Source organism: Streptomyces sp. HNM0645, assembly GCF_030056615.1.
Lineage (GTDB): Bacteria > Actinomycetota > Actinomycetes > Streptomycetales > Streptomycetaceae > Streptomyces > Streptomyces marianii.
In genome coordinates, this window is record NZ_JASHLT010000044.1 from 90,459 (window position 1) to 107,990 (window position 17,532).

Below are 17,532 nucleotides of genomic sequence, written 5' to 3' on the forward strand. Positions count from 1 at the left end.
GTCAACATCCAACCAGGCCGAAAACGTTCCCGCTCGTGCCTTTTCCCTGAAACTTCTTCGTCAAGGTGGCTGTCTGCTGCCGGTTGGCGGCGAATGTGCCGTATTGCTTAGCTTTACGGTTTCGCTTGCTTCTCTGGGCATTGGGTCCTCCCGGCTGGGTTGCCGGTTGTTCATGAGGACGTGCCCGGAGCCTAAATGGTTCATGCCTGGAAGGGAACGTGATGTGCGCGTCACTCCATCGAGGGATCGAACGTGTATGCGACTCTGGACTAGCATGTTGAATCATGAGGGTGGCGTTACATCGGCTCTACCAGGCCTCGGTACCCTCTGACCGGCGACCGACGCCGGGCCATTACCCCCACACGGCCACATTCAAATTCAGCGAGGAGCGAACCGCGTGACCGCCGAAACGTCCGTGCCGTCGAGTGCGCTGCTGACCGCAGACCGTGACGGTTCCAACTACACCGCGCGGCACCTGCTCGTCCTCGAGGGGCTCGAGGCCGTTCGCAAACGCCCGGGCATGTACATCGGCTCGACCGACAGCCGCGGCCTGATGCACTGCCTTTGGGAGATCATCGACAACTCGGTCGACGAGGCCCTCGGGGGCTACTGCGACCACATCGAGGTCGTCCTCCACGACGACGGCTCGGTCGAGGTGCGCGACAACGGTCGTGGCATCCCCGTCGACGTGGAGCCCAAGACCGGGCTGTCCGGCGTCGAGGTCGTCATGACCAAGCTGCACGCCGGCGGCAAGTTCGGCGGCGGCTCGTACGCGGCGTCCGGCGGTCTGCACGGCGTGGGCGCCTCCGTCGTCAACGCGCTCTCCGCCCGCCTCGACGTCGAGGTCGACCGGGGCAGCGCGACCCACTCGATCAGCTTCCGCCGCGGAGTCCCCGGCATCTTCACGGAGTCCGGCCCGGACGCCCCGTTCGACCCGGCGAACGGGCTGATCAAGGGCAAGCGGGTACCCAAGAACCGCACCGGCACCCGGGTCCGCTACTGGGCCGACCGGCAGATCTTCCTCAAGGACGCCAAGCTCTCGCTGGAGACGCTCCACCAGCGCGCCCGCCAGACGGCGTTCCTCGTGCCCGGCCTCACCATCGTGGTGCGCGACGAGCGCGACCTCGAGGGCGAGGGCAAATCGCAGGAGATCTTCCGCTTCGACGGCGGCATCAGCGAGTTCTGCGAGTACCTCGCCCAGGACAAGGCGGTCTGCGACGTTCTGCGCCTGAGCGGTCACGGCACGTTCAAGGAGACCGTGCCGGTGCTCGACGACCGCGGCCACATGACCCCGACCGAGGTCACCCGCGAACTCGGCGTCGACATCGCGCTGCGCTGGGGCACCGGCTACGACACGACGCTCAGGTCGTTCGTGAACATCATCGCCACCCCCAAGGGCGGCACCCACGTCACCGGCTTCGAGCGCTCCGTCACCAAGACGATCAACGAGGTGCTGCGCTCCGCCAAACTGCTGCGTGTGGCCGAGGACGACATCGTCAAGGACGACGCCCTCGAGGGGCTGACCGCCGTAGTGACCGTCCGGCTCGCCGAGCCGCAGTTCGAGGGCCAGACCAAGGAGGTCCTCGGCACCTCTGCGGCCAACCGCATCGTCGCCAACGTGGTCGCCAAGGAGCTCAAGGCGTTTCTGACCTCGACCAAGCGCGACGCCAAGGCGCAGGCACGGGCGGTGCTGGAGAAGGCCGTCGCCGCCGCGCGCACACGGATCGCCGCCCGCCAGCACAAGGAGGCGCAGCGCCGGAAGACGGCCCTGGAGTCGTCCTCGCTGCCCGCCAAGCTCGCGGACTGCCGCAGCGACGACGTCGAGCGCAGCGAACTCTTCATCGTGGAGGGCGACTCGGCGCTCGGCACGGCCAAGCTCGCCCGGAATTCGGAGTTCCAGGCGCTGCTGCCGATCCGCGGCAAGATCCTCAACGTGCAGAAGTCGTCGGTCTCCGACATGCTCAAGAACGCCGAGTGCGGCTCGATCATCCAGGTCATAGGGGCTGGCTCGGGTCGCACGTTCGACATCGACGCCGCTCGCTACGGCAAGATCGTCCTGCTCGTGGACGCCGATGTCGACGGCGCGCACATCCGCTGTCTGCTGCTCACGCTCTTCCAGCGCTACATGCGGCCGATGGTCGAGGCCGGCCGGGTCTTCGCCGCCGTCCCCCCGCTGCACCGGATCGAGCTGATCCAGCCCAAGAAGGGCCAGGACAAGTACGTGTACACGTACTCGGACAACGAACTCCGCACCACACTGCTGGAGTTCCAGCGCAAGGGGGTCCGTTTCAAGGACTCCATCCAGCGCTACAAGGGCCTCGGTGAGATGGACGCCGACCAGCTCGCGGAGACCACGATGGACCCGCGCCACCGCACGCTGCGCCGGATCAACATCGGGGACCTGGAGGCGGCGGAGCAGATCTTCGACCTGCTCATGGGCAACGAGGTCGCGCCGCGCAAGGAGTTCATCACCAGCTCCGCGGCGACCCTGGACCGCTCGCGCATCGACGCGTGACACCCCGCCCGGGCGGAGCGCCGGCCTCCGTCACCTGATGGGGTGAAGAGCGCGAGAGAAGAGTCCGGGATCTCCCCGTTCTGTCCATCCTTGGGCACGCGGCCGTAACGGTTGCTGACAAGGAGAGCTGAGCGTGGAGAAGCAGCAAGACCGGGACGACGGTGCGGTCCGCATCGACGACCCGTGGTACGACGCGCTGGCCTCCGGCTGGGGCGAGCCGGGCGGTGCGGACGATGCGTCCGTACCCCCGGCGGCCCCGACCGGGGGCGCCGGCGGCCACCGTCACCGGGCGAGCGACGTCTATGTGGAAGTGCACCGCAGCGCGGCCTTCCAGCAGGTCCGCAGCCGCTACCGGCGGTTCGTCGTGCCGGCGACCACTGCGTTCTTCATCTGGTACGTGGCGTACGTGGTCACGGCCACCGCCGCACCCGCGCTGATGGCCCGGCCGGTGATCGGCGCCGTGAACGTGGCGATGGTGGCGGGGCTCGGCCAGTTCCTCAGCACCTTCCTGCTGACCTGGGCGTACGCCCGTCACGCCCGGCTGCGCAGGGACCGTGCGGCACTGGATCTGCGCTGGGCGGTCTTCGACCGGACACGGGACGCCGAAGCGGTGCCCGGCGTCGACTTCCGGAAGGCCGGTCCCGCCGAAGGTCTGCCACCGCCCGGGCAGGCCGACGCGTTACGGGAGAGCGACCGGTGACGGGCGATCACCAGACCCTGGCCCTCGTGCTGTTCAGCGTGTTCATCGCGGTCACGCTGGCCATCACCACCTGGGTCAGCCGCAACAGGCGCGGCTCGGCCGAGGAGTTCTACGCCGGCGGGCGGCTCTTCTCACCGATGGAGAACGGCTTCGCCATCGCAGGCGACTACATGTCGGCCGCTTCCTTCCTCGGCATCTCCGGGCTCATCGCCCTATACGGCTACGACGGCATGCTCTATTCCGTGGGCTTCCTCGTCGCCTGGCTGGTCGTGCTGTTCCTGGTGGCGGAACTGGTCCGCAACTGCGGCCGTTTCACTCTCGCCGACGTCGTCGCCAGCCGGATGAGCGAGCGCCCCGTCCGTATCGCGGCGGGAACCTCCTCGGTCGCCGTGTCCGTTCTGTATCTGGTCGCGCAGATGGTGGGGGCGGGCAGCCTGGTGGCCCTGCTCCTCGGCGGGACGAGCGAGGCCGCGCGCTCGTGGACCGTCATCGGCGTCGGCGCGCTGATGGTCGTCTACGTGTCGATGGGAGGGATGCGGGCCACCACCTGGATCCAGATCGTCAAGGCCGTACTGCTGATGGCCGGCGCCACCGCGCTCAGCGTGCTGGTCCTGACCCGCTTCCACGGCGACCTCAACGAACTGCTGGACACCGCGGCCGCACAGAGCGGACACGGCACGGACTTCCTTTCGCCGGGCCTGAGATACGGCACGGACTGGACCGCGCGCCTGGACTTCATCAGCCTCGGGCTCGCCCTGGTGCTCGGGACCGCCGGCCTGCCGCACATCCTGTCCCGCTTCTACACCGTGCCCACGGCCCGGGCGGCCCGCCGCTCGGTCGTCTGGTCGATCGGGCTCATCGGCAGCTTCTATCTGATGACGATCGTGCTCGGATTCGGTGCGGCGGCCATTCTCGGCACCGAGGAGGTGCGCTCGTCGAACGCCGCGGGGAACACGGCGGTCCCGCTGCTCGCCCTCGACCTCGGCGGGGGAGCGGGCTCAACCGGGGGCACGGTGCTGTTCGCCGTCGTCGCCGCGGTCGCCTTCGCGACGATCCTCGCCGTCGTCGCCGGCATCACGCTCGCCTCGTCGGCGTCGGTCGCCCACGACCTGTACGCGTCGCTGAGGAGGCGGCACGGCAAGGGATACAGCGAGGTGGCGGTGGCACGGGTCGCCGCCGCGGTCATCGGCGCTGCGGCGATCGCGCTCGGCCTGCTGGCCCGTGATCTCAACGTGGCGTTCCTGGTGGGCCTCGCCTTCGCCGTCGCCGCGTCGGCGAACCTTCCGGTGCTGCTCTACTCGCTGTTCTGGCGGAAGTTCACCACCCGCGGCGCCGTCTGGTCGGTGTACGGCGGCCTGCTCCCGGCGGTCCTGCTGGTGCTGCTCTCGCCGGTGGTGTCGGGCAGCCCCGAGTCGCTGTTTCCCGATCTTGACTTCCGGTACTTCCCGCTGCAGAACCCGGGCCTCGTCTCCATCCCGCTCGGCTTCCTCGCCGGCTGGCTGGGCACCGTCACGTCCTCGGAGGAGCCGGACGAGGCGAAGCACGCGGAGACGGAGGTCCGGTCGCTGACGGGCGCGGGCGCGGTCTGAGCCGGTCCGGGTGCCGACCGCGTCAGCGGCCGTCGCCGGGCCGGCCTCGGCCACCCGGACGCTGCCGCCCTGTCGTTCCGCGAAGCGCCGGACCAGCGCCAGTCCGAGCCCGCGCTGCCGTGCACCAGCGGCTCCTTCGTGAACCAGCCCTCGGCGAAGATCAGTTCGCGCCGGCTGTCGGGCACTCCCGGTCCGCTGTCCGAGACCGCAGACGACCGTGCGGTCCTCGAGGCGCACCTCGATCGCGATGCGCGGGTCCTCGGACGTGGCGGCCGCGTCCAGCGCGTGGTCGACGAGATTGCCGACGACGGTCACCAGACCGCGCGGGTCGACGAGCCGGTCCGGCAGCAGCGTGCCGGACGCGATCCGCAGCGAGACACCCCGCTCGGCCGCCACCGTCGCCTTGCCGACCAGCGCCGCCGAGCTCGAGGCGTTCCGCGCCGGGACGGCCGCCCTGCGCCGGCTGCCCGACGAGGTGCGTGCCGCCCTGCCGGCCGTCGCACGGACCTGTGCCCCCTCCGGGCCGCCGGCCGGACTGCGCACCGCGCTGTCCCTGCTGGGGGCGTCGGCCGGGTTCCGGCCGGTGTACGACCTCGGCCCCGAGGAGCGGCTGGCCGACTCGCTCGCGGCCTGCTCCGCCGTGCCCACGCTGCTCACGGCCCTGCACCGGCTGGGCCGGGGCCTGGAGCCGGTGGAACCGCGCGAGGACTTGCCGTACGCCGCCAACTACACGTACATGCTGACCGGTTCGGAGCCCGACCCGGCCCGTGCGCGGGCCGTCGAACGCCATCTCGTCTCCACCGTCGACCACGGATTCAACGCGTCCACCTTCACGGCGCGGGTGATCGCCTCGACCGGGGCCGACGTCGCGGCCTGTCTGGTCAGCGCGATGGGCGCCCTGTCGGGGCCGCTGCACGGGGGCGCGCCGAGCCGCGCCCTGGACACGCTCGACGCGATCGGCACCCCGGACCGCGCCGATGCCTGGATCAGGCAGCGCGTCCTCGCCGGGGACCGGATCATGGGCTTCGGGCACCCCGTCTACCGCACCGAGGACCCCCGCTCGCGCATGCTGCGCTCCATCGCGGAGAGCTTCTGCGGCCCGCTGGTGGAGCTCGCCGTGGACGTCGAGGCGCGGGTCGAGGCGATCCTGGCGGAGCTGAAGCCCGGCCGGGAGCTGCACACCAGCGTCGAGTTCCACGCGGGCGTCGTCATGGAGTTGTGCGGACTCCCGCGGGAGATGTTCACGCCCACCTTCTGCGCGGACGGGTCATCGGCTGGAGCGCCAACATCCTGGAACAGGCCCGGGATTCGAAGATCATCCGACCCGCCGCGCGCTACGTGGGGCCGCAGCCGCGGCAGCCGCTCCCGGAAGCCTCCTGAGCGGCCCTTGTCCTGCCCATATCCTGAGGGCCGACGTGCACGAAAGCCCCAGGAGGTCCCGTCTTGAGCAGTCCGCAGATCCCCGTCGTCGTCCTCGCGGGCTTCCTGGGATCGGGCAAGACGACGCTGCTCAACCATCTGCTGCGAGCGAGTCGCGGCACCCGGATCGGCGCGATCGTCAACGACTTCGGGGCGATCGAGATCGACGCCATGGCCGTGGCCGGCCAGCTCGGCGACTCCACCGTGTCCCTCGGCAACGGGTGTCTGTGCTGTGCCGTGGACGCGAGCGAGCTGGACGTCTTCCTGGACAGGCTCACCCGGCCCGCAGCCCGCCTCGATGTGATCGTCATCGAGGCGAGCGGGCTCGCCGAGCCCCAGGAACTGGTCAGGATGGTCCTCGCCAGCGAGAACCAGCGGATCGTGTACGGCGGCCTCGTCGAGGTCGTCGACGCCGCCGAGTTCGACGCCACCCGGGAGCGGCACCCCGAGATCGAGCGGCACCTCGGGATCGCCGATCTGGTCGTGGTCAACAAGGCGGACCGGGTCGGCCCGGGAGCGCGGCAGCGCCTGAGGGAGCGGATCACCGCACTGGCCTGCGGCGCGGCCGTGATCGAGGCGACGTACGGACGCGTCGACCCCGAGCTGCTCTTCGAATGCCGTCCGCCCGGTGAGCGGGTGGGGCAGCTGTCCTTCGACGACCTCCACGAGGACGGCGAGGACGGCGAGAACGACGTCCAGGGCCACCACGAGCATCTGCACGCGGCCTACGACACCGTGTCGTTCGAGACGTCCGAGCCCCTGCACCCGCGCAGGCTGCTGGACTTCCTGGACTCACGGCCCGAAGGGCTCTACCGGATCAAGGGGTTCGTGGACTTCGGCGAGGCCGACCCCCGCAACCGCTACGCGATCCACACGGTGGGCCGCTTCCTGCGCTTCCGCCCGGAGCCCTGGCCCGCGGACGGCACCGCGAAGGCCACCCGGCTCGTGCTCATCGGCTCGGGCACCGACACGGGGGCGCTGCTCGGCCGGCTCGGCGCGACCAGGGCCACCGGCGCCGACGACCGCCCGGAGGAGCACAGCATGTGGGGCGTGCTGCGTTATGTGCCCGACCAGCGGGACGCCTCGGAGGAGCTGCACGGGGACTGATCCGGGCCCGGTCGGCGCCACCGGAGCGATCCGCCCCCTTCCGCTTTCGGGCGGAAGGGGGCGGATCGCCGCGTTCGGGGGCGACCCGGAACCACGGCCGCGGGCGGTCGTGCGCCTACGGCAGCGGCCCCGCCACCGCCGCGACCGGCTTGGCCAGCGGTGTGCCCGACCCGTCCCGGCGGGGGTCGATCTCCGGAAGCTCGGCCGGCGAGCCGTTCTTCTGCGCCGCGTGCGCCACGGTCGCACCCGCCCAGGCGAAGACCAGCCTTTCCTCGCCCTTGAGGAAGCGCTGGCAGCGCACGCCGCCGGTCGCCCGGCCCTTGCGCGGGTACTGGTCGAACGGCGTCAGCTTCGCCGTCGTCACCGAGTCGTCCAGCGTCCCGGCGGCTCCCGCGGCCGTGAAGACCACCGCCTCCGCGGCCGGGTCCACCGCGGTGAAGGAGATCACCTCGGCTCCCTCCGCGAGCTTGATGCCCGCCATGCCGCCCGCCGGCCTGCCCTGCGGCCGGACCTGCGACGCCTGGAAGCGCAGCAGCTGTGCGTCGGAGGTGATGAAGACCAGATCCTCCTCGCCCGTGCGCAGTTCGACGCCGCCGACGATCCTGTCGCCCTCCTTGAGCGCGATGACCTCGAGCTCGTCCTTGTTGGCCGGGTAGTCCGGCACCACCCGCTTGACCACGCCCTGCAGCGTGCCCAGTGCCAGCCCCGGGGAGGACTCCTCCAGACCGGTCAGACAGACGACCGTCTCGTCCGCCTCCAGCGACAGGAACTCCGAGACCTGGGCCCCGCCCGAGAGGTTCGGCGCCTGGGCCGTCTCCGGGAGCTGCGGGAGATCGATCACCGACAACCGGAGCAGCCGGCCCGCCGAAGTGACGACGCCCACGTCGCCCCGTGCGGTCGCCTCCACCGAGGAGACGATCACGTCGTGCTTGGTGCGCCTTCCCTCGCCCGCCGGCGGCTCGCCGGTGACCGTGCGCGCCAGCAGGCCCGTGGAGGACAGCAGAACCCGGCACGGGTCGTCCGCCACCTGCAGCGAGGCGGCCGGGGCCGGGGTGCCCGCGGACTCCAGCAGGACCGTGCGCCGGGGGGTGCCGAACTTCTTGGCCACCGCGGCCAGTTCGGAGGACACGAGCTTGCGCAGCTCCGCGTCCGACTCCAGGATCGTCGTCAGGCCGGCGATCTCGTCCTTCAGCTTGTCGCGCTCGGCCTCCAGCTCGATCCGGTCGAACCTGGTGAGCCGGCGCAGCGGCGTGTCCAGGATGTACTGGGTCTGGACGTCGCTGAGGGAGAAGCGCTCGACAAGCCGCTCCTTGGCCTGCGCCGCGTTCTCGCTGGAGCGGATGAGGCGGATGACCTCGTCGATGTCGACCAGCGCGACGAGCAGGCCCTCGACCAGGTGCAGGCGGTCCCTCTTCTTCCCGCGTCGGAACTCGCTGCGGCGGCGCACCACGTCGAAGCGGTGGTCGAGGTAGACCTCCAGCAGCTCCTTGAGGCCCAGGGTCAGCGGCTGGCCGTCGACCAGCGCCACGTTGTTGATGCCGAAGGACTCCTCCATGGGCGTCAGCTTGTACAGCTGTTCGAGGACGGCCTCGGGGATGAAACCGTTCTTGATCTCGATGACCAGGCGCAGCCCGTGCTCGCGGTCCGTGAGGTCCTTGACGTCGGCGATGCCCTGCAGCTTCTTCTGGCCGACCAGGTCCTTGATCTTGGAGATCACCTTCTCCGGGCCGACGCTGAACGGCAGTTCGGTGACGACGAGTCCCTTGCGGCGCGCCGTCACGTCCTCCACCGTGACCGTGGCACGGATCTTGAACGTGCCGCGGCCGGTCTCGTACGCGTCCCTGATCCCGGACAGGCCGACGATCCGGCCGCCGGTCGGCAGGTCCGGACCGGGCACATGACGCATCAGCGTCTCCAGGTCAGCGCCCGGGTGCCTGATCAGATGACGGGCGGCGGCGATGACCTCGCCCAGATTGTGCGGCGGCATGTTCGTCGCCATGCCGACCGCGATCCCGGACGCGCCGTTCACCAGCAGGTTCGGGTACGCGGCGGGCAGCGCCAGGGGTTCCTGCTCCTGGCCGTCGTAGTTCGGCGCGAAGTCGACCGTGTCCTCGTCGATGGACTCGGTCATCAAGCTCGTCGCGTCGGCCATCCGGCACTCGGTGTAGCGCATCGCCGCCGGAGGGTCGTCATTGCCCAGGGAGCCGAAGTTCCCGTGGCCGTCGACCAGCGGCAGCCGCATGGAGAAGGGCTGGGCCATGCGCACCAGGGCGTCGTAGATCGACGCGTCGCCGTGCGGGTGGAGCTTTCCCATCACCTCGCCGACGACGCGGGCGCACTTCACATAGCCCCGGTCGGGGCGCAGCCCCATCTCGTTCATCTGGTAAACGATCCGGCGGTGCACCGGCTTCATGCCGTCGCGGGCGTCGGGCAGGGCGCGGGAGTAGATCACCGAGTACGCGTACTCGAGGAAGGAGCCCTGCATCTCGTCGACGACGTCGATGTCGAGGATCCTCTCCTCGAAGTCGTCGGGCGGCGGCGTCTTCGTGCTGCGGCGGGCCATCGCTGCTGCGGCTCCTTCACCAACATGAACCATGAACGGGATCTGACGCCGACCATTGTGGACCGTCGCACCGACAACGCGGACCGCGACCCGGAACAGGGAGTGGAAGCCGCGGGAACTTCGCCGCTTACCTGCACGGTTTGCATACAGTGGCAGGACATCCTGCAACGCGATCGAAGGGACCACATGCCCATGGGTCACACGGCCACAGCCCGGGCCGGCTCCGGAGGCCTGACAGCGACCGAGCACCGCCTGGCCAACGGCCTGCGCGTGGTGCTCTCGGAGGACCGCCTGACCCCGGTCGCCGCGGTGTGCCTCTGGTACGACGTCGGCTCCCGCCACGAGGTCGAGGGCCGCACCGGCCTGGCCCACCTGTTCGAGCACCTGATGTTCCAGGGCTCCGCCCAGGTGCCGGGCAACGGCCACTTCGAGCTGGTGCAGGGGGCCGGCGGCTCGCTGAACGGCACCACGAGCTTCGAACGCACCAACTACTTCGAGACCATGCCCGCCCACCAGCTCGAGCTCGCGCTGTGGCTGGAGGCCGACCGCATGGGTTCCCTGCTGGCCGCCCTCGACGACGAGTCCATGGAGAACCAGCGGGACGTCGTCAAGAACGAGCGCCGCCAGCGCTACGACAACGTTCCGTACGGCACCGCGTTCGAGAAGCTGACCGCGCTCGCCTACCCCGAGGGCCATCCGTACCACCACACCCCGATCGGCTCGATGGCCGACCTGGACGCGGCGACGCTGGAGGACGCGCGGAACTTCTTCCGCACCTACTACGCGCCGAACAACGCGGTGCTGTCCGTCGTCGGCGACATCGACCCGGAGCAGACGCTCTCCTGGATCGAGAAGTACTTCGGGTCCATCCCCATGCACGACGGCAAGCAGCCGCCGCGCGACGGTTCGCTCCCGGAGATCATCGGCGAGCAACTGCGCGAGGTCGTGGAGGAGGAGGTTCCGGCCCGGGCGCTGATGGCCGCGTACCGTCTGCCGCACGACGGCACCCGCGAGGCCGACGCGGCCGACCTGGCTCTGACCGTCCTCGGCGGCGGCGAGTCGTCCCGGCTGCACAACCGGCTGGTCCGCCGCGACCGCACGGCCGTCGCCGCCGGCTTCGGCCTGCTGCGCCTGGCAGGCGCCCCCTCGCTGGGCTGGCTGGACGTGAAGACGTCCGCAGGTGTCGAGGTCCCCGACATCGAGGCCGCGGTCGACGAGGAGCTGGCCCGCTTCGCCGCCGAGGGACCCACGGCGGAGGAGATGGAGCGCGCCCAGGCCCAGCTGGAGCGCGAGTGGCTGGACCGCCTCGGCACCGTCGCCGGCCGCGCCGACGAACTGTGCCGGTACGCCGTGCTGTTCGGCGACCCGCAGCTGGCGCTCACCGCCGTCAAGCGGGTGCTCGACGTCACCGCCGACGAGGTGCAGGCCGTCGCCAAGGCCCGGCTGCGCCCGGACAACAGGGCGGTGCTCGTTTACGAGCCCGTCGCCGGAGCCGACGCCGGGAACGCCGAGGACAACGACGACGCAGAGGGGGCGGACCAGTGACCGACGCTGCCGTGACCATGGACCTCCATCCGCAGCCGCAGCCCGGCGAGGCCAGGCCCTGGGCCTTTCCCGCGCCCGAGCGGGGCACGCTCGGCAACGGGCTGACCGTGCTGCGCTGCCACCGTCCCGGCCAGCAGGTCGTGGCCGTGGAGATCTTCCTCGACGCACCGCTGGACGCCGAGCCCGAGGGGCTGGACGGCGTCGCCACGATCATGGCCCGCGCACTGTCCGAGGGCACGGACAAGCACTCGGCCGAGGAGTTCGCTGCCGAACTGGAGCGCTGTGGCGCCACGCTCGACTCCCACGCCGACCACCCGGGGGTGCGGATCTCCCTGGAGGTGCCGGTCTCGCGGCTGCCGAAGGCCCTCGGCCTGCTCGCCGAGGCGCTGCGCGCCCCGCTGTTCGCCGACAGCGAGGTGGAGCGGCTCGTGCGCAACCGGCTGGACGAGATCCCCCACGAGACGGCGAACCCGGCCCGCCGGGCCGCGAAGGAGCTCTCCCGGCAGCTGTTCCCGGCGTCCTCCCGGATGTCGCGGCCGCGGCAGGGCACGGAGGAGACCGTCGAGCGCATCGACTCCCCCGCGGTCCGGGCCTTCTACGAGGCGCACGTCCGCCCGGCCACGGCCACGGCCGTGGTCGTCGGTGACCTCGAAGGGGTGGACCTGGACGCCGTGCTGACCGACACGCTCGGTGCCTGGACGGGCGACTCGGCCGAGAGCCGCCCGATGCCGCCGATCACCGCCGACGACACCGGCCGCGTCGTCGTCGTCGACCGACCCGGCGCCGTGCAGACCCAGCTGCTGATCGGCCGGATCGGCCCCGACCGTCACGACCGGGTCTGGCCCGCCCAGGTCCTGGGCACCTACTGCCTCGGTGGCACGCTCACCTCGCGCCTGGACCGCGTGCTGCGCGAGGAGAAGGGCTACACCTACGGGGTGCGGGCCTTCGGCCAGGTGCTGCGCTCGGACACCCCTGCGTCTCCGGGCGGGGCCTCCGGCGCCGCGATGCTGGCCATCAGCGGCTCGGTCGACACCCCGCACACCGGTCCCGCGCTCGACGACCTGTTCAAGGTGCTGCGCACCCTCGCCGCGGAGGGCCTGACCGACGCGGAGCGCGATGTCGCCGTGCAGAACCTGGTGGGCGTGGCGCCGCTGAAGTACGAGACGGCTGCCTCCGTGGCGGGCACGCTGGCCGACCAGGTCGAGCAGGGGCTCCCGGACGACTTCCAGGCCCAGTTGTACGCACGGCTGGCCGGGACCGGCACGGTGGAGGCGACCGCCGCGGTCGTCAGCGCCTTCCCCGTGGACCGGCTCGTCACGGTCCTCGTCGGGGACGCCTCCGAGATCGAGGAGCCCGTCCGGGCGCTCGGAATCGGTGAAGTGACCGTTGTCACGGGCTGATTGATTGCCCGCGCTCCGGCGCACGCGAAAGGGCTCCGCCGGTTTCACGCCGGCGGGGCCCTTTCTCGTACCCGGAACGACCTTCCCCTATGTCCGGTTTGATGGGGAGGAGTGGTGTCTGCCCTGTGGCGTGCACTACAAATATCCGTGTCTGTTTGGTGATTGGGCGAAGATCGGCTTAGCGTCTTCTGCGCTGTCCGCCAGTTGCACGCGCCGCACCCGCGGCATCGGGCAGCCATCGCCGAGTCCCCGTCCGGCGCGAGCCTGGGGAGCCGGGGACCCGTATGTCCCTGGGGTGAATCGGGCGCCTTCGCCGTCGTGCGGAGGGGTCCGTAGGAGACCTTCCTGCTCCGAACCCGTCAGCTAACCCGGTAGGCGAGAAGGAAGGAAAGGATCAGCCACTTCATGGCGTTCACCCGTGCCACCGGGAAGCACCGTGGTCCGAGCCGCCTGTCGCGCAAGAGCGCGGGCGTCGCCTCCGTCGCGGCCATCGCCACCACCGGCGTCATCGGCACTCTCGCCTCCCCGGCCTTCGCCGCCGAGGCCGAGGCCTCCGCCCCCGTCGAGGACACCGGCCTGACCCAGGCCGTCGCCGCCGACTCGCTCGCCGAGCAGATCGACGCCCAGGCGGAGGCCCAGCAGCAGGAGGCCGCACTGGTCGCGGCCCAGGAGAAGGCCGAGGCCGAGGCCAAGCGCAAGGCCGAGCTCCGGGTGGAGGCCGCCCGTGACGCCGCGGAGCGTGCCGCCCGCGAGGCCGAGCGCAAGCGGCTGATGACGTACACGCTCCCGGTCGCCGGCTCCTACGTGAGCACCGACTACCACGCCGGGGGCGCCCAGTGGTCCTCCGGAAGCCACACCGGCGTCGACTTCCACGCCGCCTCGGGCACCGAGGTCGTCGCCGTCGGCATGGGCACCGTCGTGGAGGCCGGCTGGGGCGGCGCCTACGGCAACAACGTCGTCCTGCGCATGCACGACGGCACGTACACGCAGTACGGACACCTGTCCTCGATCAGCGTCTCGGTCGGCCAGCGGGTCACCCCGGGCCAGCAGATCGGCCTCGCCGGATCGACCGGGAACTCGTCCGGACCCCACCTCCACTTCGAGGCCCGCACCGGCGAGGACTACGGTTCGGACATCGACCCGGTCTCGTACCTGCGCTCGCACGGCGTCCGCGTCTGACGCGCACACCATTCCGCCCGAGGCCCCGGCTCACTCCGAGCCGGGGCTTTCGGCGTATTCAGGCCAAAAGATATCCATGGATTACCATGGGTCTTCGGAAAATCCGGCCACCTGCCATAGAGTCACCGAAACAGACGTCGCTCGACGGGGTTTCGCGGCGATTAAAGCGGAGGTTCGGTATGCGCATTCCCGCGCGTTCGGTATGCACGGCGATCCGCGACGACATCGTCTCCGGCGTGTTCGAGCGCGGCGGCCGTCTCACCGAGGAGCAGTTGGCGCGCCGCTACGGAGTCTCGCGCGTCCCGGTCCGGGAGGCCCTGCGCACCCTGGAGTCGGAGGGCTTCGTCGTCACCCGCCGGCACGCCGGAGCGTGTGTGGCCGAGCCCACCGAGCAGGAGGCCGCCGACCTGCTGGAGATCCGGCTGCTGCTGGAGCCCCTCGGTGCCGCCCGGGCCGCCCAGCGGCGCACCGAGGCGCACCTCAAGGTGTTGCGCGGGCTGGTGAGACTGGGTCAGGACCGGGCCCGGCGCGGTCAGGGCGAGGATCTGCGCTCGCTCGGCGCCTGGTTCCACGAGACCCTGGCCCAGGCGTGCGGGAGCCCTGGGCTCACCGCGCTGCTGACCCAGCTCCGGCACAAGATCGCGTGGATGTACGCGGTCGAGCGTCCCGCCCGTCCCGTCGAGGCGTGGGCCGAGCACGGCGCGATCGTTGACGCGGTGGCACGCGGCGACGCGGAGCGTGCCCGCGCGCTCACGGCGCTGCACGCCGAGCGGACGACGGGCGCGCACCGGCTGCGGATCCCCTCGGGCGTGAGGGTTTCGCAACATTCCGTAAACACGGCGGGCGACCGTATTTAACAGTCGCGCCGTATACAAAGAGAGGCATTGTGTGCGGGGGGCTTTTTCGTGCTGCCGGAAAACAACCCGGACAAAGCCCGGGGGGAAATGCGCGGGCCGCGGTGCCGGAAAATCTCCGGTGCCGCGGCCCGAGTATGAATTCATCGCTCTCAGACGGTCTCGGGAAGCTCCTCGAGGCCCTCGGCGACGAGCTTCGCCAGACGCTCCAGGGCGGCCTCCGCGCCCTCCGCGTCCGAGGCGAGCACGATCTCCTCGCCGCCCTGTGCTCCGAGGCCGAGTACCGCGAGCATCGAGGCGGCGTTGACCGGGGTGCCGCCGGCCTTGGCGATCGTCACCGGAACGCCGGAAGCCGTGGCGGCACGAACGAAGATGGACGCGGGGCGGGCGTGCAGGCCCTCGGCCCAGCCGACATTGACGCGGCGCTCAGCCATGGTGGTGCCCTTCGAGTCTCAGGGGGGAAGCGTTGGCGTGTTGTCTAGACCAGTCTCTCATGTGGTGCGGAGTGCCCGGTCACCGGCCCCGGCTGGTCCGGGACCGTGATCGGCCCTCCCAGCCTGCCCGCGCACTTCGGGGAACGCGACCCGTGCCGGAGCCTTACCCTTGCCCCATGCAGACCCCGTCGGATCACGTGTACCCCGACCACTGGGAAGCCGACGTGGTGCTGCGTGACGGTGGTACCGCGCACATCAGGCCCATCACCACCGAGGACGCCGAGCGGCTCGTCAGCTTCTACGAACAGGTCTCGGAGGAGTCCAAGTACTACCGGTTCTTCGCGCCCTACCCACGGCTGTCGGCCAAGGACGTGCACCGGTTCACGCACCACGACTACGTGGACCGGGTGGGTCTCGCGGTGACCGTCGGCGGCGAGTTCATCGCGACCGTCCGCTTCGACCGCATCAACGCGCAGGGCCTGCCGGCGTCCGCCCCGGCGGACGAGGCCGAGGTCGCCTTCCTGGTGCAGGACGCCCACCAGGGCCGGGGCGTCGCCTCCACCCTGCTGGAACACATCGCGGCCGTCGCGCGGGAACGCGGGATCAGACGGTTCGCGGCGGAGGTGCTCCCCGCCAACAACAAGATGATCAAGGTGTTCACCGACGCGGGTTACACCCAGCGGCGCAGCTTCGAGGACGGCTCCGTCCACCTCACGCTCGACCTCGAACCGACGGCCCGGTCCCTCGCGGTCCAGCGCGCCCGCGAACAGCGGGCCGAGGCCCGCTCCGTCCAGCGCCTCCTGGCTCCCCGTTCGGTGGCGGTGATCGGCGCCGGCCGTGCGCCCGGCGGGGTGGGGCGGGCCGTGCTGCGCAATCTGATCGACGCCGGGTACACCGGGCGGACGTACGCGGTGAACCGTTCCCTCGTCCTCGACATGGACGAGATCGACGGGGTACCCGCCCACCGCTCGGTGGGGGAGATCGTCGCGGCGACCGGCGAGCCCGTCGACCTGGCGGTCGTCGCCGTCCCCGCCGAACGCGTGCCCGAAGTCGTCGCGGACTGCGGCGAGCACGGCGTGCAGGGACTCGTCGTGCTCGCCGCGGGGTACGCGGAGAGCGGCCCGGAAGGGCTGGAACGGCAGCGCGAACTGGTACGCCAGGCGCGCTCGTACGGGATGCGGATCATCGGGCCGAACGCGTTCGGGATCATCAACACCGCGGACGGGGTGCGGCTCAACGCCTCACTCGCCCCGGAGCCGCCCGCGCGCGGCCGGACCGGGCTGTTCACCCAGTCCGGTGCCATCGGTATAGCGCTCCTGAGCGGACTGCACCGGCGGGGCGCCGGGCTGTCGTCCTTCATCTCCGCGGGCAACCGGGCCGACGTGTCCGGCAACGACTTCCTCCAGTACTGGTACGACGACCCGGACACCGACGTCGTCCTGCTCTACCTCGAATCGATCGGCAACCCGCGGAAGTTCACCCGGCTCGCGCGGCGCACGACGGCGGTGAAGCCCGTGGTCGTCGTGAAGGGGGCCCGGCACACCGGCAGCGCTCCGCCGGGGCACGCGGTGCCGACGACCCGGGTGCCGCACGCGACGGTCTCGGAGCTGCTGAGGCAGGCCGGTGTGATCCGCGTCGACACCGTCACCGAGCTCGTCGACGCCGGGGCGCTGCTGGCGAGCCAGCCGCTGCCCGCGGGACCGCGGGTGGCGATCCTGGGCAACTCCGAGTCCCTGGGGTTGCTGACGTACGACGCCTGCCTGACGGAAGGGCTGCGGCCGCTGCGGCCGCGCGACCTGACGACGGCCGCGACGCCGGACGACTTCTGCGGGGCGCTGGCCGGGGCGCTGCGGGACGACGCGTGCGACGCGGTCGTCGTCAACGCGATCCCGTGGGTCGGGGAGAACGGCGTCACTGAGTCCGGCGACGGCGAGGTCCTCGCGGCGGCCCTCCGCGCCGCGACGGCCTCCGCACCGGCGAAGCCCGTGCTCGTCGTCCACGTCGAACTCGGCGGACTCGCCGACGCCCTCGCCGCGGCGAGCAGCTCGGCCCCCGCCTCCCCGTACCGCGGCCCCGACACCGCTGCGGACCCGGAACCGGCGCCCGTGGGCGCCGCGCCGCGCCCCGGCCCGCGCGCCGCGTCCGGTGGTGTGGAAACGGGCCCCGCACCGGCACCGGGCGCCCAGGCCCGTCCGAGCGGCTCCCCGACCGCCCGCGGGCCGTGGCC

General features: G+C 71.2%; 11 protein-coding genes, 2 pseudogenes and 1 riboswitch. Of the genes and pseudogenes, 10 read left to right on the forward strand and 3 right to left on the reverse strand.

From position 1 onward, the window contains the following. Positions 1 to 397: 397 nt before the first annotated feature. The 3 genes from QMZ92_RS26910 (at position 398) to QMZ92_RS26920 (ending at position 4,804) form a co-directional block, all read left to right on the forward strand. Positions 398 to 2,515, forward strand: a complete 2,118-nt coding sequence (locus QMZ92_RS26910) for a DNA gyrase/topoisomerase IV subunit B (RefSeq protein WP_283300093.1) — start codon at positions 398 to 400, stop codon at positions 2,513 to 2,515. Between the two features lie 133 nt (positions 2,516 to 2,648). After that, complete coding sequence (locus QMZ92_RS26915; protein ID WP_283300094.1) at positions 2,649 to 3,215, forward strand: DUF485 domain-containing protein; 567 nt, start codon at positions 2,649 to 2,651, stop codon at positions 3,213 to 3,215. After that, positions 3,212 to 4,804, forward strand: a complete 1,593-nt coding sequence (locus QMZ92_RS26920; protein WP_283300096.1) for a monocarboxylic acid transporter — start codon at positions 3,212 to 3,214, stop codon at positions 4,802 to 4,804. The genes QMZ92_RS26915 and QMZ92_RS26920 overlap by 4 nt, the downstream gene beginning before the upstream one ends. Positions 4,805 to 4,909: 105 nt before the next feature. Here the strand turns inward: QMZ92_RS26920 and QMZ92_RS26925 are convergent. Continuing rightward, positions 4,910 to 5,200, reverse strand: a pseudogene (locus QMZ92_RS26925) (histidine kinase); the annotation flags it as partial. A gap of 19 nt (positions 5,201 to 5,219) precedes the next feature. Here QMZ92_RS26925 and QMZ92_RS26930 point away from each other — a divergent pair. Both QMZ92_RS26930 and QMZ92_RS26935 read left to right on the forward strand, forming a co-directional pair. Next, positions 5,220 to 6,184 (forward strand): annotated as a pseudogene (locus QMZ92_RS26930) (citrate/2-methylcitrate synthase); the annotation flags it as partial. Positions 6,185 to 6,247: 63 nt separating this feature from the next. Beyond that, the gene (locus tag QMZ92_RS26935) at positions 6,248 to 7,330 is read left to right on the forward strand and encodes a CobW family GTP-binding protein (protein ID WP_283300097.1); all 1,083 of its coding nucleotides are present in this window, start codon (positions 6,248 to 6,250) and stop codon (positions 7,328 to 7,330) included. 115 nt (positions 7,331 to 7,445) lie between these two features. Here the strand turns inward: QMZ92_RS26935 and QMZ92_RS26940 are convergent, their stop codons facing one another. Further along, a complete protein-coding gene (locus QMZ92_RS26940) occupies positions 7,446 to 9,893 on the reverse strand; it encodes a DNA gyrase/topoisomerase IV subunit A (RefSeq protein WP_283300098.1) in 2,448 nt (815 codons plus the stop codon). A 192-nt stretch (positions 9,894 to 10,085) separates the two neighbouring features. Between QMZ92_RS26940 and QMZ92_RS26945 the strand changes: the two genes are divergently transcribed. The 4 genes from QMZ92_RS26945 (at position 10,086) to QMZ92_RS26960 (ending at position 14,874) form a co-directional block, all read left to right on the forward strand. Continuing rightward, positions 10,086 to 11,438, forward strand: coding sequence for a M16 family metallopeptidase (locus QMZ92_RS26945; RefSeq protein WP_283300099.1), 1,353 nt, complete (start codon positions 10,086 to 10,088; stop codon positions 11,436 to 11,438). A gap of 17 nt (positions 11,439 to 11,455) precedes the next feature. Further along, a complete protein-coding gene (locus QMZ92_RS26950; RefSeq protein WP_502962149.1) occupies positions 11,456 to 12,838 on the forward strand; it encodes a M16 family metallopeptidase in 1,383 nt (460 codons plus the stop codon). A gap of 229 nt (positions 12,839 to 13,067) precedes the next feature. Beyond that, a riboswitch (cyclic di-AMP (ydaO/yuaA leader) is annotated at positions 13,068 to 13,230 on the forward strand. 13 nt (positions 13,231 to 13,243) lie between these two features. Then, complete coding sequence (locus QMZ92_RS26955; RefSeq protein WP_283300102.1) at positions 13,244 to 14,017, forward strand: M23 family metallopeptidase; 774 nt, start codon at positions 13,244 to 13,246, stop codon at positions 14,015 to 14,017. A gap of 179 nt (positions 14,018 to 14,196) precedes the next feature. Continuing rightward, on the forward strand, positions 14,197 to 14,874 hold the full coding sequence (locus tag QMZ92_RS26960) for a GntR family transcriptional regulator (protein ID WP_283300103.1): 678 nt from the start codon (positions 14,197 to 14,199) through the stop codon (positions 14,872 to 14,874). 149 nt (positions 14,875 to 15,023) lie between these two features. On the opposite strand, the gene QMZ92_RS26965 is transcribed toward QMZ92_RS26960, so the two are convergent. Then, on the reverse strand, positions 15,024 to 15,305 hold the full coding sequence (locus QMZ92_RS26965) for an HPr family phosphocarrier protein (RefSeq protein ID WP_027734018.1): 282 nt from the start codon (positions 15,303 to 15,305) through the stop codon (positions 15,024 to 15,026). A gap of 176 nt (positions 15,306 to 15,481) precedes the next feature. Between QMZ92_RS26965 and QMZ92_RS26970 the strand changes: the two genes are divergently transcribed. Continuing rightward, positions 15,482 to 17,532, forward strand: a 2,051-nt coding sequence (locus QMZ92_RS26970; protein WP_283300105.1) for a GNAT family N-acetyltransferase, incomplete at its 3' end; no start/stop codon positions are given.

Bases quoted from the DNA above. Each gene is read 5' to 3' on its own strand.
- QMZ92_RS26940 (WP_283300098.1), bottom strand. From the start codon at position 9,893: ATGGCCCGCCGCAGCACGAAGACGCCGCCGCCCGACGACTTCGAGGAG.
- QMZ92_RS26945 (WP_283300099.1), top strand. From the start codon at position 10,086: ATGGGTCACACGGCCACAGCCCGGGCCGGCTCCGGAGGCCTGACAGCG.
- QMZ92_RS26950 (WP_502962149.1), top strand. From the start codon at position 11,456: ATGGACCTCCATCCGCAGCCGCAGCCCGGCGAGGCCAGGCCCTGGGCC.
- QMZ92_RS26955 (WP_283300102.1), top strand. From the start codon at position 13,244: ATGGCGTTCACCCGTGCCACCGGGAAGCACCGTGGTCCGAGCCGCCTG.
- QMZ92_RS26960 (WP_283300103.1), top strand. From the start codon at position 14,197: ATGCGCATTCCCGCGCGTTCGGTATGCACGGCGATCCGCGACGACATC.
- QMZ92_RS26965 (WP_027734018.1), bottom strand. From the start codon at position 15,305: ATGGCTGAGCGCCGCGTCAATGTCGGCTGGGCCGAGGGCCTGCACGCC.